Here is a 15,971-nt window from a genome sequence, read left to right on the forward strand (position 1 = left end):
GGAATTCGGAGGGAAGCTCGGGCCCATCAGGCCACCAGCACTTCGCGGAACATGCCTGCGTCCATATGCATCATCAGATGGCAATGCCAGGCCCAGCGTCCGAGCGCATCGGCGGTGACGAGGAAGCTGATGCGCTGCGCCGGCTGCACCGGAATCGTGTGCCGGCGCGCCTGGAAGTCGCCGTCCGGGGTTTCCAGCTCGCTCCACATGCCGTGCAGATGCATCGGGTGGGTCATCATCGTGTCGTTGTGCAGGATCACCCGCAGCCGCTCGCCGTGGCGGAAGTACACCGGCGTCGACTTGCCGAACTCCAGGCCGTCGAACGACCAGGTGTAGCGCTCCATGTTGCCGGTCAGGTGCAGCTCCACCTCCCGGCCCGGCCCGCGCGGGTCCATCGGACCGCCGATGGTCCGCATGTCGGCCAGCGTCAGTACGCGCCGCCCGTTGTTGCGCAGACCAATGCCCGGATCGTCGAGATTGGTGCGCGCCATATCGACCCGCATATCGGTGCTCGGGCCGTACTCGGTACGCGCATGGCGGGCGGTCTTGCTGGGGACCTTCAGCGAGCGTTCGGCCGGCATCGCGGCCATGGCGTGCTGGCTGTGGTCCATCGCCATGCCGCCATGGTGAGCACCGTGGTTGCCGTGGGCGCCGTGGTTGCCGTGGGCGCCGTGCATGGCACCGTGGCCATGAGCACCGCCGTGATCCATGCCGGCCATCCCGCCCATGGCGCCCATGTCTCCCATCATGTCCGCCATGGTCAGCCATTCGGCCTTGTCGAGCGCCGGCACGGCCGCCTGCAGCCCCGCACGCGTCGACAGCGTGCCGCGCGCATAGCCGGTGCGGTCCATCGACTGCGAGAAGATCGTGTAGGCCTCGTCGCGCGGCTCCACCAGGACATCGCAGGTCTCGCCGGGGCCAAAGCGGAATTCGTCGACCGTCACCGGCTCGATGTTCTGGCCGTCGATCTGCACCACCTTCAGCTTCAGCCCGGGAATGCGCACGTCATAGAAGGTATTGCCGCTGCCATTGATGAAGCGCAACCGCACCTTCTCGCCCGGCTTGAACAGGCCCGTCCAGTTGCCGGCCGGCGTCACGCCGTTGGTCAGATACGTCAGCGTGTAGGAGGACAGATCGGCCAGGTCGGTCGGGCTCATCCGCATCTGGTTCCACATGCGGCGCTTGTCGACGGCGGCCTTGACGCCGTCGTTGGCGACATCGCGGAAGAAGTCGACGACGGTGGGCTGGTTGTAGTTGTAGTAGTCGCTCTGGGTCTTGAGCTTGGACAGCACCCGCATGCCGTCCTCGTCGGTCCAGTCGGACAGCAGCACGGTATGGTCGCGGTCCGCGCGGATGGGATCGTCGTCGCCGTCGATGATCAGGCCGCCGTAGACGCCGGTCATCTCCTGGAAGCCGGAGTGCGAGTGGTACCAGTAGCTGCCGCTCTGCACGACCTTGAAGCGGTAGGTGAAGGTCTCGCCCGGGGCGATGCCGGGGAAGCTGATGCCTGGCACGCCGTCCATCTCGAACGGCAGGATGATGCCGTGCCAGTGGATCGAAGTCGGCTCGCGCAGCCGGTTGGTGACGCGGATGGTCACCGTGTCGCCCTTGCGCCAGCGCAGCGTCGGCCCCGGCAGCATGCCGTTGATGGTGTGGGCGATGGCCGGCTTGCCGGTGAAGTTGACCGCGGCCTCCTCGATGACCAGATCGAACTCGGTTCCGCTCAGTACCGGCGCGCTGCCACTGCCCGCGCGTCGCGGCGCCCCTGCGTTCTGCGCCCATGCCGCGGCCGGCAAGCCCGACAGCGCACCGAGCACGCCGCCGGCGACCAGGCCTTGCACGAAGCGCCGGCGGGACAGATGGGGCGGCAGGGCCAACGCGGGTGAGGCAAAACGAGGCATGGAGACGGTTCCTTGAGGTCTATCGCGTTAATTGCGTTTATCGCGTCGCCAGCATAAGGACGGCGCAGTAACCGGCCAATTACCTCGACATTACATTCCGGTAATGTTCGCGTCATGTTGGCCCGCCTCGCCCTACACTATCGCGACAGTGGCTCCGGGCGCCGATCGTGGCGCCGCGCGAGACGGGAAGCGGGAGCGGAAGCGCAGATGAAATTGCTGGTAGTCGAAGACGAGGCCAAGACCGGGGAATACCTGCGGCAGGGCCTCACCGAAGCGGGGTTCGTGGTGGACCTGGCCGCCAATGGCCTGGACGGCCAGCATCTGGCCATGACGGAGCCGTACGACCTGATCGTGCTCGACGTGATGCTGCCCGACATGGACGGCTGGCGCATTGTGCAGACGCTGCGCGCCGCGGACAACCGGGTCCCGGTGCTGTTCCTGACCGCGCGCGACAGCGTCGCCGATCGCGTCAAGGGCCTGGAGCTCGGCGCCGACGACTATCTGGTCAAACCGTTTGCCTTCGCCGAGTTGCTGGCGCGCGTGCGCACGCTGCTGCGCCGCGGTGCGACGCAGGTCGCCCTGGACCGCATCCAGATCGCCGACCTGGTGCTCGATCTGGCCCGTCGCCGCGCGACGCGCGCCGGCCGGCGCATCGTGCTGACCAACAAGGAGTTCTCGCTGCTCGAACTGCTGGCGCGCCGGCGCGGCGAGGTGCTGCCGCGCTCCTTGATCGCCTCGCAGGTCTGGGACATGAACTTCGACAGCGACAGCAACGTGATCGACGTCGCCATCCGCCGGCTGCGCGCGAAGATCGACGACGATTTCGACCTCAAGCTGATCCAGACGGTGCGCGGCATGGGCTACGTGCTCGAAAACCCGGAGGACGCCGACTGATGCCGCGCCTGTCGCTGACGGCCCGGCTGACCGCGCTGTTCTCGCTGACTTCCGCGTGCGTGCTGCTCGGCCTGGGATGGCTGATCTTCTCGGCGATGGACCGGCACTTCGCCGATCAGGACTACGCGCTGCTTGGCGACAATCTGCGGATGGTCGAGCGGATCGCCATGGCCGGTTCGGCCGACGGCATGGCGGCGCGGCTGGCCGATGCGCAGAAGCACCACGGCGGCCTGCTGATCCATGTTCGGGGCGGGACAGCCGAGCCGCTGTTTGCGAGCCCCGGCGTCGATTTCCGCCCGGCTCTCGATGCGGCGACGCGAGGCGGCGCGGACAACGACGCGCTCGAATGGCGGCAGAACGGCCAGCTGTATCGGGGCATGGCGCGTACCGTGCGCGACCCGGCCACGGGCGAGCCGCTGCGCATCCTGGTCGGCATGGACACCGAGATCCACGACCACTTCATTCACGCCTTTCGCCAGTCGCTGGTGTTCTATATCGCGCTCGCGGCGCTGGCCAGCGGCGTGCTCGGCTGGTGGGCGGCGCGACGGGGACTGTCGCCGTTGCGCACCATGGCCTCGCGCGCGCAGACCGTGACCGGCAGCAAGCTGTCCGAGCGGATGCCGGTCGAAGCCGTGCCCGTCGAAATGGCCGACCTGGCAGCGAACCTGAACGCGATGCTGGCCCGACTGCAGGACGATTTCCGGCGGCTGTCCGAGTTTTCGTCGGACCTGGCGCACGAGCTGCGCACGCCGATCACCAATCTGATGACGCAAACCCAGGTCGCGCTATCGCAGCCGCGCGACGCCGCCAAATACCGCGACATCCTCGCCTCGAACGCCGAGGAACTGCAGCGGCTCGCACGCATGGTCTCGGACATGCTGTATCTGGCCAAGATGGAACACGGGCTCGATCTGCCGAACACCGAGGCGATCCGCATCGCCGACGAGGTGCGCGCACTGTTCGAGTTCTACGAGGCGTTGGCGGAGGACAAGGCGGTGCGGCTGGCGCTGCAGGGAGACGGCCGGATCCGAGGCGACCGGCTGATGTTGCGGCGGGCGTTGAGCAATCTGATTTCGAACGCGCTGCGCTACACGCCGCCGGGCGGCAGCATTGTCGTCGACGTGGCCGATGCCGGCGAACACGTCGAGGTCGCGGTGGAGAACGACGGCGCCGGGATCGACCCGGCCCTGCTGCCTTCGATCTTCGATCGCTTCTCGCGAGGCGATAAATCGCGGACGAGGCCGGAGTCGGACAGCGTGGGCCTGGGGCTGTCGATCACCAAGGCCATCATGCTGGCGCATGGCGGGGATATCGCGGTGCGGTCGGAGCGGGGCAAGACGCGGTTTGCCTTGCGGTTTCCGAAGCAGGCGAGCTGACGGCTTAGGGCGTGCGGCTTCTCGCTGCCGACAAAGAAAAAGGGCGCTGCGGCTTGCCTCGCCGCAGCGCCCTTTCCGGGACCGATCCGCTTATTCCACCGTCACCGACTTCGCCAGATTCCGCGGCTTGTCGACATCCGTACCCCGCGCGCAGGCCGTGTGATACGCCAGCAATTGCAGCGGCACCACGTGCAGGATCGGCGACAGGTCGCCGTAGTGCTCGGGCAGGCGGATCACCTGGATGCCGTCGGTAGAGGTGATGTGGGTGTCCGCGTCGGCGAACACATAGAGGCGGCCGCCGCGGGCCCGCACTTCCTGGATGTTTGACTTGAGCTTTTCCAGCAGCGCGTCGTTCGGCGCGACGGTGACCACCGGCATCGCCTCGGTCACCAGCGCCAGCGGGCCGTGCTTGAGCTCGCCGGCCGGATAGGCCTCGGCGTGGATGTACGAGATTTCCTTCAGCTTCAGCGCGCCTTCCAGCGCGATCGGGTAGTGCAGGCCACGGCCGAGGAACAGTGCGTTCTCGCGGCGGGCGAAGTCCTCCGACCAGGCGATGATCTGCGGCTCGAGCGCCAGCACGCCGTGCAGCGCGGCAGGCAGATGGCGCAGATTCGCCAGCGCCTTGGCCTGGCTTTCCTCCGACAGCGTGTCGCGCAGCTTGGCCAGCGCCAGCGTCAGCATGTACAGCGCGGCCAGCTGCGTGGTGAAGGCCTTGGTCGAGGCGACGCCGATCTCGGTGCCGGCGCGCGTGATGAAACGCAGCTCGGTTTCGCGGACCATTGCGCTGCTGGCGACGTTGCAGATGCACAGCGTGTGCTCGTGCCCGAGGCTCTTGGCATGGCGCAGCGCGGCCAGCGTGTCGGCGGTCTCGCCCGATTGCGAGATCACGACCACCAGCTGGCGCGGATTGGGCACCGTCACGCGATAGCGGTATTCGCTGGCGACCTCGACCTGGGTCGGGATGCGGGCGATCGCTTCGAGCCAGTACTTGGCGGTGCAGCCGGAGTAGTAGCTGGTGCCGCAGGCCAGGATCAGCACGCTGTCGATATTGGCGAACACCTCGGCGGCGCGCTCGCCGAACTGGCTCGGCTCGATGCTTTCGATGCCCTCGAGCGTGTCGGCCAGCGCGCGCGGCTGCTCGAAGATTTCCTTCTGCATGAAATGCCGGTACGGGCCGAGATCGACGGCCGCGGCATGGGCTTCGACCACGCGCACTTCACGCTCGACCGGCTCGTCGTTGAGGTCGTGGACCGTGATCGCGTCGCGCCGCACCTCGACCACGTCGCCCTCTTCCAGATAGATCACGCGGTTGGCGGTACCGGCGACGGCCAATGCGTCCGAGGCGAGGAACGCCTCGCCTTCGCCGAGCGCCGCCACCAGCGGCGAGCCGGCGCGCGCGCCGACCACGACGTCCGGCTGGTCCTTGGCCACCACGGCAATGGCGTAGGCGCCGTGCAGGCGCTTGGTGATCGCGCGCACCGAGGCGAACAGGTCGCCGCGCGTCGCGCTGCTCGGATAGGTGTAGGCCTGGTGCACCAGGTGCGCGACGACTTCGGTGTCGGTCTGCGAATCGAAGCCGTAGCCGGCGGCACGCAGTTCGTCGCGCAGCGGCTCGTAGTTCTCGATGATGCCGTTGTGCACCAGCGCGATGGTCTCGCCGGAGAAGTGCGGGTGGGCGTTGATGGTGTCGGGCTTGCCGTGGGTCGCCCAGCGCGTGTGGGCCACGCCGATCGTGCCGGACAGGCCGGAGCCGCGCGTCTGCTCGTCCAGGTCCGCCACCCGCGACACGGTGCGGGCGCGCTTGAGCGTGTCTTCGCGGACCACCGCCACGCCGCAGGAGTCATAGCCGCGGTATTCCAGGCGGCGCAGGCCTTCGATCAGTACCGGAACGATATTGCGCGTCGAAACCGCGCCGACGATGCCACACATGTTGCTCTCCCTGGTGCAGCGGCTCGTGACCGCCTGCGTTGATGCTTTGTTCGATGTCCGGATGCCGGGCGCTTATGCCGCCCGTCCCGGGCCTTGCGCGCCGGCCAGCGCGGTGCGCCTATCTTACTTCGTGCCCTGCCTGGGCTGCTTGACCGGGCGCTGCCAGCCGGGGATGGTCATCTGCTTGGCGCGCGACAGCGTCAGCTGGTCGGCCGGGGCTTCCTTGGTCAGCGTGGTGCCGGCGCCGAGCGTGGCGCCCCGCCGCACCGTGACCGGGGCGACCAGTTGCGAGTCCGAGCCGATGAAGACGTCGTCCTCGATCACCGTGCGGTGCTTGTTGACGCCGTCGTAGTTGCAGGTGATGGTGCCAGCGCCGATATTGACGCGCGAGCCCACCGTGGCATCGCCGACATAGGCCAGATGGTTCGCCTTGCTGTGCGCGGCGATCTGGCTGTTCTTGACCTCGACGAAGTTGCCGATATGGACGTCCTCGCCAAGCTCGGTCCCGGGCCGCAGACGGGCGTAGGGCCCGATCCGGCCGTCCGCGCCGACCTGTGCCTGCTCCAGATGGCAGAAGGCCAGCACACGTGCGCCGGAACCGATGCGACTATCGCGGATCACACAGTGAGGACCGATCTGCACGCCGTCTTCCAGGTGAACCCGTCCTTCGAACACGCACCCCACGTCGATCGTGACGTCTCGGCCACATGTCAGTTCGCCCCGGATATCGATCCGGGCCGGATCGAGCACGGTGACGCCGGCTTCGAGCAGGCGCATCGCCAGGTTGCGCTGGTGCAGCCGCTCGAGTTCGGCCAGTTGCACCTTGCTGTTGACGCCCAGCGTCTCCCACAGCGCGCCCGGCTGGGCGGACACTACCTCGACGCCATCGGCGACGGCGCGCTCGACGGTATCGGTGAGGTAGTACTCACCTTGCGCGTTGTCGTTGCGCAGCGTGGACAGCCACTCGGTCAGCTTCGCGGTCGGGCAGACCACGATGCCGGTATTGATCTCGCGGATCGCGCGTTCGGCGTCGCTCGCGTCCTTCTGCTCGACGATGCGGGCGATGCTGCCGGCGGCGTCGCGCACGATGCGGCCGTAGCCGGTCGGATCGTCCATCTCGACGGTCAGGATGCCGAAACGGTCCTGCCCGGCGGCTTCCACCAGACGGGCCAGCGTGTCCGCTCGGGTCAGCGGCACGTCGCCGTACAGCACCAGCGTGGGCTGCGCCGGATCGAGCAGCGGCAGCGCCTGCATCACCGCATGGCCGGTGCCGAGCTGCTGCGCCTGCAGCGCGAAGGCGACATCGGGCGCGGCGACCGCCGCCTGGACCCGCTCGGCGCCATGGCCCACGACCACCACCAGCCGCGTCGGCGACAATGTACGCGCGGTATCGATCACATGAGCAAGCAGCGGCCGGCCGGCCAGCGGATGCAGCACCTTCGGCAAATCGGAATGCATCCGTTTGCCCATGCCGGCGGCGAGAATGACGATGTTCACGAGGAGGTTCCTAAGTGAGTGCGCCCGAATTGACATCCGGATCGAAAAGACGCGCGACCAGCCCCGACGTGACAGCCGGGCGCTGGCGCAACTGGCTGGCGATGGGCCGGTCATCGGCCTCATCCCGCCATGGACAGGCTCATGCGGAAGCCGTCGCCGGCACCCTGCCATCGTCCGCAAACCGTTGCCAGACCTGGCTTGGCGGGCGGCGGCCAGCGGCCGTCAGCGCGTCCGGCGATTCTAGCATGGGGGGTATCCGCCGCTTGACGGCTGTTGCGCAAATTCACAATGTGCGGTGGCGCGAACTGATCGCGGCGGGGATGCTGGTGTTGCTGACCGCCTGCAATGCGATGAAGCTCGGCTATCAGCAGGGAGACCACCTCGCCTACTGGTGGATCGACAACTATGTCGACGTCTCCGACGACCAGGAACCGCAAACGCGCGACGCCATCGCGCGGTTCTTCGCCTGGCATCGGCGCGAGCAGCTGCCCGAAATCGCCGCCTTGCTGCAACGCGCCAAGAGCGAGGTCCAGGGACCGGTGACCGAGGCACAGCTTGAACGCGTGCGCGACGACACGCAGCGCATGGCGCGCGTGGCCTTCGACCATGCGATACCGGATGTCGCCGATCTGCTGTTGACGTTGACGCCCGAGCAGATCAAGCGGATGGAGCGCAAGTTCGCCGACGGCAACGAGAAGTACCGCAAGAAATTCCTGCGCGGCAGCCCGGAAGATCGGCTGGAAGCCCGCTACGACAAGGTGATGGAGTGGGCCACGCTGATCTACGGACGCTTCTCGCGCGAGCAGCAGGACGCCATCCGCACGGCGCTCGGTCCGGTCGTCGACAACGCCGAGGCGCGCTTCGCCGAACGGGTCAAGCGCCAGCAGGCCTGGATGGCGCTGGTCCGGCAGGTCCAGGCGGAGCATCCGCCCAAGGCGCGCGTGATCGCGCTGCTGCAGCGCTTCGGCAATCAGTGGCAGGCGCCGCCGACGCGCGAGCGCCGCGTCAGCTACGAGGCCAATACCGAGGCCGGACTGTCGGTGGCGGCGCAGATCGCCAACATGACCACGCCGGAGCAGAAGCGCCACGCGGTCGAGCGCTTCCAGAAGTGGATCGAGGATACGCAGTCGCTGATGCGCGAGGCGCCGCGGCAGCCGGCATTGGCGCCGTCGCGCGCGGCGAGCTGAAGCAGAGGGAAAAACGCGGGCGCTCGGACGCCCCGCTTTATTCGGCGGCCGGCGCCGTTGCAGCGCCGGCGGCGGCCACGGCCGGGCCGTCGGGCTGGGCTTCACGCACCGCCGGCTTCTCGAAACGGACGAACTCCATCCGGTTCTCGGCGCTGCCGCCGGCGAACACCAGCGGCTGCTGCGAAAAGGTCGAATCGCCAAACAGCGAGGCCTCGTCGACCTTGGCCAGTCCGGTGGCCAGGCCGTTGAAGTCGAACAGCTCGGTATCGGCCAGGTGCGACGGCACCACGTTCTTCAGCGCCGAGAAGATATTGTCGATGCGGCCCGGATTCTGGCGCTCCCACTCGAGCAGCATCTCCTTGACCTTCTTGCGCTGCAGGTTCTCCTGCGAGCCGCACAGATTGCAGGGGATGATCGGGAATGCCATCGCGCGCGCATAGGCGGCGATGTCCTTCTCCGAGCAGTACGCCAGCGGCCGGATCACGATGTGCTGGCCGTCGTCGGTGGCCAGCTTCGGCGGCATCGCCTTCATCTTGCCGCCGAAGAACATGTTCAGGAAGAAGGTCTGGACGATGTCGTCGCGATGATGGCCGAGCGCGATCTTGTTGGCGCCCAGTTCCTTGGCGGTCCGGTAGATCACGCCCCGGCGCAGCCGCGAACACAGCGAGCAGGTGGTCTTGCCCTCGGGCACCTTCTCCTTGACGATCGAATAGGTGTCGGCCTCGACGATCACGTACTGCACGCCGATGCCATCCAGATAGCGCGGCAGCACGTCCTCTGGGAAGCCCGGCTGCTTCTGATCGAGATTCATCGCGATCAGCTTGAAGTCGATCGGCGCCCGTTTCTGCAGCGCCATCAGCACCGACAGCATCGTGTACGAGTCCTTGCCGCCCGACAGGCAGACCAGCACCGTATCGCCGTCCTCGATCATCTTGAAGTCGCCGATCGCACGGCCCGTCTGCGACTGCAGATAGGTCTCGAGGCGGTAGAAGTTCTTGGAGTGGGTGGTTTCGGTCATGGCGGGAGGGCTATCGCCGGCACTGCGCGCGCCGGCCTTACGGCAAAGAACGCCATTTTAGCGGGTATCGGGGGAGGGGGCTGGAGACAGGAGCGGCGCGCCTCTGGTCTGGGCGGCCGGACAGGCCTAGCCGGTTGGTTCAGCCCCTTCTTGCTGGCGAAGCGCGGCAAGCAACGGGGTGATCTGCGCGGCAATCGCAGGAAGATCGCGTTTCACCGTCAGCCATACCGCTTGAAGATCTACCTTGAAATAGCCGTGGGCAAGCGCGTTTCGCATTTCGTATGCCGCGGCGAAAGGAACATCCGGATTCGCCCGGGCATATTCCGGGTAATGCCGCTCAATGTTGCGGCTCGCCTCGCCAACGATTTCGATGTTCCGGATTACCCCGTCCTGCACTAGGCGATTGCGCAGAAACTCCGATTCCTCCATGCCAGCCACATACAACTCCACCTGCTTCACCGCCTCAAGCATATGGCCGAGATATTCAATCAGCCTGCGCCGGTCTCGGCTCATACCGGGACCGCTTCATTGACGACCTCATCCCGGAACTGCTCCGGCAAGGCGTTGGGCGTCACGACGTCTACGGGGACGCCCAGCAGGCGACGCAACTCGAGCCGCATGGCCCCAATGTCGAGCAAGCTGGTCTCCGGCGTAGGGTCGATCAGGATATCGAGATCGCTTGCCGCCGTATCCGATCCATGCAGCACGCTGCCAAACACCCGAGGATTGGAGCCGTGATGGCTCTCGATGATGTTTCGGATCGCAGCGCGATGCGCTTGAAATGCCTTCGAGGGTCGCATGGCTCACCAATCTGCTAAGAGTGGGACTTCTCGGCAAATGATATGGGAAAGACGCCGGAGAGCAATAGGACAACCTCGCTCGTCTTTCGAGAGCCGGTATATCCGCCGCGTCGTCGGGCCTTACGCCGCCTTGATATGAAACACCTCGACCCCAACCGAATCGCAATCCGGATACACGTCCGGCTTCTCCGTCGACACCCGCACCGCTCGCACCTTGGGGTGGCGCAGCATCGCGCGGGCGACGTCGTCGCACAGCGTTTCCTGCAGGTGGACATGGCCCAGCGCCATCCGCTCGGCGACGGTATTGCGCATGAAGTCGTAGTCGACGACCTCGTGCAGCTTGTCGTCGTGCGGTGTGCTTTCCGCCAGCGGCACGTAGAGGTCGATATTGATCAGCACGCGCTGTTCGCCCTTCTTCTCGAATTCGTGCACGCCGATGTTGATCTGCACTTCGTAGTTGCGCAGGAACATGCGGCGGCAGTCTTGCAGGCTGGGATGGGAAAGAGCGGCGGACATGGCGGCGTGAGAGAGGGGCAGAGAGGAAGGAGCCGGGAACCGGCAAAGGCCGCCGATGGTACAGGCGGCGCCGGCTCCAGGGAAGTCATTCGGTCAGGAACATCACGTCGCGCGCCAGCGGCATCAGGTGCTGGCCGCCGTCGACATACAGCGTGGTGCCGGTGACCGCGCGGGCCTCGGCCAGATAGGCCACGGCCTGGGCGATATCGTCGGGCGTCGAGGACTGGCCCAGCGGCGTCATCCGGTGGGCGCGCTTGAAGCCGCCGCCGGACTGGTCGCCAGACACCAGCGTGATGCCCGGCGCCACGCCGACCACGCGCAGGCGCGGCGCCAGCGCCTGGGCCAGCTGCATGGTGGCGGTTTGCAGCGCGGCCTTCGACAGCGTGTAGGACAGGAAGTCCGGGTTCAGATTGTCCAGCTTCTGATCCAGCAGGTTGATCACCACGCCGCGCGCATCGTCCGGCAGCGCGCGGTGCAGCTCGCGCGACAGCAGCAGCGGCGCGGCGACATTGGTGCGCATATGGGTGTCGAGCGAGCCGTAGGAGAAGCTGGTCGCAACGTCGTACTGGAACAGCGAGGCGTTGTTGACGAGGCAGGTCGGCGTGCCCAGCGCGGCGGTACAGGCGGCGATCAGCCCGCCGGTGGCGGCCTCGTCGGCCAGGTCTGCCTGCAGCACCGCGGCGCGGCGGCCCATGGCGCGGATCTGTCCCGCCACCTCCTCGGCCTCGTCGCGCGAGCGATGGCAGTGCACCGCGATATCCCAGCCGCGCGCCGCCAGCTCCAGGGCGATGGCGCGGCCGATGCGGCGGGCGCCGCCCGTCACCAGCGCGATGCCGCGGCTGTTGCCCGGCGCAGCGGCCTGCGTCGACGAGGCGGTCGCGGCGGCTGCAGCTGAGGAGCCCACTGCGGAGCCCACTGCGGAGGCAGCGCCGGAAGAAGCGGCAGCAGAAGTGAAATCTGGCATTGCTACAATCGCGGGATGCAGAAAACCGGTAGTTTACCCCTTCCCTCCGCGGACGCGCTCGATGCCTCCACGGCATTGGCCACGCGCATCGGCGAGGCGATCGACGCCGCCCAAGGCTGGCTCGGCTTCGACCGCTATATGGCGATGGCGCTCTACACGCCCGGGCTCGGGTACTACAGCGGCGGCGCGGCCAAGTTCGGCCGCGACGTGCGCGACGGCAGCGACTTCATCACCGCCCCCGAGCTGACCCCATTCTTCGCGCGCACACTGGCGCGCCAGGTCGCGCAATGGCTCGGGCTGGACCTGGACGAAGTGATGGAGTTCGGCGCCGGCACCGGCCGGCTGGCAGCGGATCTGCTGCTGGCGTTGGAAACCGAGGGCCGGCTGCCCTCCCGCTACTGGATCGTCGAACTGTCCGGCGAGCTGCGCGCCCGGCAGCAGGCCACACTGGCCGCGAGGGCCCCGCATCTGGCCGCACGCGTGCAGTGGCTCGACGCCCTGCCCACCCGTTTCGAAGGCGTAGCGATCGGCAACGAGGTTCTCGATGCGATGCCGGTGCGGTTGTACGCGCGGGTCGGCGGCGTCTGGCACGAGCGCGGGGTGGCGCGCGCCGAGGGCGCCGAGGACAGGCACGAGGCCCGGTTCCGCTTCGCCGACAGAAAGCTCGCTCCCTCCGACATTCCGGCAGCCGTCGCGGCGATTCCCGGCGATCACGACGTCGTCACCGAGACCCATGCCGAGGCCGAGGGCTTCGTCCGCTCGCTCGGCGCGATGCTGTCGCGCGGCGCAGCGCTGCTGATCGACTACGGCTTCCCGGCCAGCGAGTACTACCACCCGCAGCGCACCGGCGGCACGCTGATGTGCCACTACCGCCATCACGCGCACCCCGATCCGTTTCTTTATCCGGGGCTGCAGGACATCACGGCCCACGTGAACTTCAGCGGCATCGCGCAGGCCGCGGTGGACGCGGGTCTCGAAGTCGCCGGCTTCGCCTCGCAGGCCCGCCTGCTGATGAATGCCGGCATCACCGAGTTGCTGATGTCGCTGGACCCGAACGATGCGCGCAGCTTCCTGCCGGCCGCCAACGCGGTGCAGAAACTGCTGTCCGAAGCGGAAATGGGCGAGCTGTTCAAGGCCATCGCACTGACGCGCGGTCTGGGCGACAGCGTGCCGATCGGCTTTGCCGCGGGCGACCGCAGCCACACCTTGTAGCCACGGAACCCACGATGCTGCGCTGGACCCTGACCATCTTCCTTTCCGTGATCATCCTGTCGTCCGCGCTGCCGTGGCTGCAAAAGATCGGACTGGGCCGGCTGCCCGGCGACGTGCGTTTCCGGCTGTTCGGCCGCGAGTGGGTGCTGCCGTTCGCGTCGACGGTGTTGCTGTCGCTGATCGCGCTGGTGGTCGGCCGGCTGCTGTAACGCGCGTTGTCGGTCGGGAGGCGGACCCCGATAGTGTCAAGGCCAGTTCTCGTTGAGGCGCCGGCGCTTCGGCGAGACGATCGGTTGATCTTCGGGATGCCGCGGCCGCTTCAGGGCCCGGCGGACCATCGCCGATTCCGAGAAGGGATCGACCGACGCGAATCCGGGCGGAATGTCGCTCGGCGATACGCCACGCAGCAGCGCCGCGAAATGCCGTCGCGCCCGATGGCGCTTTGCCGGCGGCAGATTGGCGAGCAGCTGCGCCATCTGATGCAGTGGCGCGCCGCGATAGTGCGTCGGCAATTCCCGCACGGCCTGCAGCAAGTCGATCCACACCTGCACGCGTCGGGCGGCGTTCCACCCCGGAGCGACGCCGACATGAGCGCAGTGCGCCACGCGGACGAGTACCTCGGCCCGCAATGCCGCAGGCAAATGTCCCACCTGCGTCAGGACCCATAGGCATCGCTCCGGGGCGGTGTTCCATCCGGCCGCCAGCAGACATTGCTGCCGGGCAAGAGGAGGCTGCCCGATCAGCAATGCCGCCAACGTGCGGTAGGCATTGAGCTGCGCTTCGAGGTCAGACGGGAATGTCGGGTAGATTCGCCGCAGCAGCATCTGCCACGGCGCGCTACGCTGTGCCGGCGGCAAGGCGAGCACGGATTCGGCGATATCCGACCATGCCGCGGCGCGCGCAGCCAACGGGCGCAGGTGGACGAGGCGTTCGGCAAGGTCGGCCAGTGCGGCCGCGCGCTCGGCGCCCGGCAATTGCATGATCCCGCCGCGACACGGCTCCCAGAACCGCTCGGCCGTTCCGATATCGATGCAGCCCAGCAGTACCTTGATCCGGGATGTCGTCGACAGCGGAGGCAGCGCCGCCACCAGGTCCGCCCAGCGCCCATCATCCACGCCGGCCTCCTCGGTATGCAACGCGTCAGCCAGTTGCGTCAGCGGCCCGGTCCGCAACGCGACCGGCAGTTGCCCGACGGTCTGTTCATAAAGGGCGCGCCAACGGTCCTGCCGCTCCGCCAGGTCGGCCCCGGCATGGATGCCGCGCGTCAGCATGGCGAGCACCGTGGCCTGCCCTTCCGCCGGCAACGTTCGGGCCGCCTCGTTCAATCGTTGCCATGCGTCCGCCGGTTCCTGCCATCCGTGGTTGGCGGCCAATGCCGCAAGCCAGCGCGCATACCGCGCGGGATTGGCGCCGAAACGCTGGCCGGCCTGCCACAGTACCGACCAGCGCGGCCCCGCGCCTTCGCCCGGACGCAGCGCCCCAGGTCCCGCCAGCCCGACCATCACGTCGAGCGCCAATTCGTCCGGCAAGCGGTCCGCGGCGTTCACCAGCTCGGTCCACAGGTCGTGCGCCGCCGCCTGGTTCTCGACAAGGCCATGCGTCCTGCGCTGGTCGAGTTCGATGGCCAGCGCCGTCAGCAGATCGGCCTGCTCGCTCCACGAGGGCGTGCCATCCGGCATCCGCAATTCGCCGCACACCTGCAGGAACCGCTGCACCCGGGCATCGTCGCGCGATGCGCTGACGAAGGAAAAGCGCCGTAGCACCTGCGCAAGCAAGGCACCGCGGCCCGGGATGGGCAGGCGGAGCGCGCCGTCGATCCACCGCTCGACGCTCGGCATCGCGTGCAAAGGCAGAGAACCGATGCCCAGGCAGGCGATCAGCACGGTGGCGCGCTGCGGGGGCGGCAATGCGTCTACTGCGGCGAGCAGCGGGCGCGCACCGCGCTCATGGTCGATCGGCTCCCGGCAGCGCGCCAAGCCCTGCATCAGGCGGGCGAGAGCGCCCACGCGCAGGGCCACGGGAAGCTGCGCACTGGCGCCCAACAGCAGGTCTCGCGCCGCCGACACCATACCGCCATGCAGGCTCGGCAGCCGGTCGGCCAGGGCAGCGAGCCCATGCGCCCGCTGCCCGTCCGACAACACCGGGCTGCCAAGTTCGGCCAGCGTGCGCGCCAGCGTCGAGAGGCTCGATACGCTGGCGATGCGCCAGGCGACGCGGGTCGCCACTGTCGCCGGCGCGAGCGCATCGCGGGTGCGGCGATGGGTTTGACCGAGCGCATCGATGGCCTGCCATGGCAAAAAGCTGGCGACATGAAGGCGCAGTTCGTCCGGCAGGCAATGCCAACCGGCGACGGTATCGATGTCGGTATCGATGTCGAAATCGGGATCGGCGCCGGCCTGCGGTTCGCTATCGGCGCAAGCATGAAGGGGCGCGGGGTCGTCGGAATCGGATGGCGCAATGGCCATGACGGGGAGGGGCAAACGCGGGGCGATGGGATCGGGCATGGCGTACGGACCTGGAAGGAAGCGCCGCCGCTTCGCCGCCGTATCGAGGCGGCACGACTGTCACGGGAAGTTGCGCTTCAGCGCCAGCGGTCGGCGAGTGCCGCGCGAACGCACCGTAGATGGGCTAGCGGCCGGCATTCGAGCGAGGCGCCATTCTGTTGGCCATGCCGGAC

General features: G+C 67.7%; 14 protein-coding genes. 5 read left to right on the forward strand and 9 right to left on the reverse strand.

What is annotated here, in order from left to right; genetic code table 11:
- Positions 1–26: 26 nt before the first annotated feature.
- On the reverse strand, positions 27–1,901 hold the full coding sequence (locus tag J5T34_RS00855) for a copper resistance system multicopper oxidase (protein WP_208577577.1): 1,875 nt from the start codon (positions 1,899–1,901) through the stop codon (positions 27–29).
- Positions 1,902–2,108: 207 nt separating this feature from the next.
- On the opposite strand from J5T34_RS00855, the gene J5T34_RS00860 reads away from it, so the two are divergent.
- Positions 2,109–2,795: a heavy metal response regulator transcription factor gene (locus J5T34_RS00860; RefSeq protein ID WP_208577589.1), complete on the forward strand. Its 687-nt coding sequence runs from the start codon at positions 2,109–2,111 to the stop codon at positions 2,793–2,795.
- Positions 2,795–4,171: a heavy metal sensor histidine kinase gene (locus tag J5T34_RS00865; RefSeq protein WP_208577591.1), complete on the forward strand. Its 1,377-nt coding sequence runs from the start codon at positions 2,795–2,797 to the stop codon at positions 4,169–4,171. Before J5T34_RS00860 ends, J5T34_RS00865 begins: the two co-directional genes overlap by 1 nt.
- A 90-nt stretch (positions 4,172–4,261) precedes the next feature.
- On the opposite strand, the gene glmS is transcribed toward J5T34_RS00865, so the two are convergent.
- Both glmS and glmU read right to left on the reverse strand, forming a co-directional pair.
- Positions 4,262–6,100: a glutamine--fructose-6-phosphate transaminase (isomerizing) gene (gene glmS / locus J5T34_RS00870; RefSeq protein WP_208577593.1), complete on the reverse strand. Its 1,839-nt coding sequence runs from the start codon at positions 6,098–6,100 to the stop codon at positions 4,262–4,264.
- A 123-nt stretch (positions 6,101–6,223) separates the two neighbouring features.
- Positions 6,224–7,597, reverse strand: coding sequence for a bifunctional UDP-N-acetylglucosamine diphosphorylase/glucosamine-1-phosphate N-acetyltransferase GlmU (glmU, locus tag J5T34_RS00875; RefSeq protein ID WP_208577595.1), 1,374 nt, complete (start codon positions 7,595–7,597; stop codon positions 6,224–6,226).
- A 245-nt stretch (positions 7,598–7,842) separates the two neighbouring features.
- Here glmU and J5T34_RS00880 point away from each other — a divergent pair, with 245 nt between their 5' ends.
- Positions 7,843–8,784 (forward strand): DUF6279 family lipoprotein, encoded by a 942-nt coding sequence (locus J5T34_RS00880; protein WP_244258618.1) that lies wholly within the window; start codon positions 7,843–7,845, stop codon positions 8,782–8,784.
- A gap of 37 nt (positions 8,785–8,821) precedes the next feature.
- Here J5T34_RS00880 and ttcA read toward each other — a convergent pair whose 3' ends face one another.
- The 5 genes from ttcA to J5T34_RS00905 all read right to left on the reverse strand — a co-directional run bounded on the left by ttcA (position 8,822) and on the right by J5T34_RS00905 (position 12,082).
- Positions 8,822–9,802 (reverse strand): tRNA 2-thiocytidine(32) synthetase TtcA, encoded by a 981-nt coding sequence (gene ttcA / locus J5T34_RS00885; protein WP_208577598.1) that lies wholly within the window; start codon positions 9,800–9,802, stop codon positions 8,822–8,824.
- Between the two features lie 126 nt (positions 9,803–9,928).
- A complete protein-coding gene (locus tag J5T34_RS00890) occupies positions 9,929–10,315 on the reverse strand; it encodes a HepT-like ribonuclease domain-containing protein (protein ID WP_208577600.1) in 387 nt (128 codons plus the stop codon).
- The gene (locus tag J5T34_RS00895; RefSeq protein WP_208577602.1) at positions 10,312–10,602 is read right to left on the reverse strand and encodes a nucleotidyltransferase family protein; all 291 of its coding nucleotides are present in this window, start codon (positions 10,600–10,602) and stop codon (positions 10,312–10,314) included. The genes J5T34_RS00890 and J5T34_RS00895 overlap by 4 nt, the downstream gene beginning before the upstream one ends.
- 120 nt (positions 10,603–10,722) lie before the next feature.
- The gene (locus J5T34_RS00900; RefSeq protein ID WP_208577604.1) at positions 10,723–11,118 is read right to left on the reverse strand and encodes a dihydroneopterin aldolase; all 396 of its coding nucleotides are present in this window, start codon (positions 11,116–11,118) and stop codon (positions 10,723–10,725) included.
- An 85-nt stretch (positions 11,119–11,203) separates the two neighbouring features.
- A complete protein-coding gene (locus tag J5T34_RS00905) occupies positions 11,204–12,082 on the reverse strand; it encodes an SDR family oxidoreductase (RefSeq protein WP_208577606.1) in 879 nt (292 codons plus the stop codon).
- Between the two features lie 15 nt (positions 12,083–12,097).
- Between J5T34_RS00905 and J5T34_RS00910 the strand changes: the two genes are divergently transcribed.
- Both J5T34_RS00910 and J5T34_RS00915 read left to right on the forward strand, forming a co-directional pair.
- Positions 12,098–13,294: a class I SAM-dependent methyltransferase gene (locus J5T34_RS00910; protein WP_208577615.1), complete on the forward strand. Its 1,197-nt coding sequence runs from the start codon at positions 12,098–12,100 to the stop codon at positions 13,292–13,294.
- Positions 13,295–13,308: 14 nt separating this feature from the next.
- The gene (locus J5T34_RS00915) at positions 13,309–13,503 is read left to right on the forward strand and encodes a DUF2905 domain-containing protein (protein ID WP_006579486.1); all 195 of its coding nucleotides are present in this window, start codon (positions 13,309–13,311) and stop codon (positions 13,501–13,503) included.
- Between the two features lie 36 nt (positions 13,504–13,539).
- On the opposite strand, the gene J5T34_RS00920 is transcribed toward J5T34_RS00915, so the two are convergent.
- On the reverse strand, positions 13,540–15,798 hold the full coding sequence (locus J5T34_RS00920) for a hypothetical protein (RefSeq protein ID WP_208577617.1): 2,259 nt from the start codon (positions 15,796–15,798) through the stop codon (positions 13,540–13,542).
- Positions 15,799–15,971 lie beyond the last annotated feature (173 nt).

Origin of the sequence: Cupriavidus gilardii, from assembly GCF_017598945.1 — a bacterium.
GTDB lineage: Bacteria > Pseudomonadota > Gammaproteobacteria > Burkholderiales > Burkholderiaceae > Cupriavidus > Cupriavidus gilardii_E.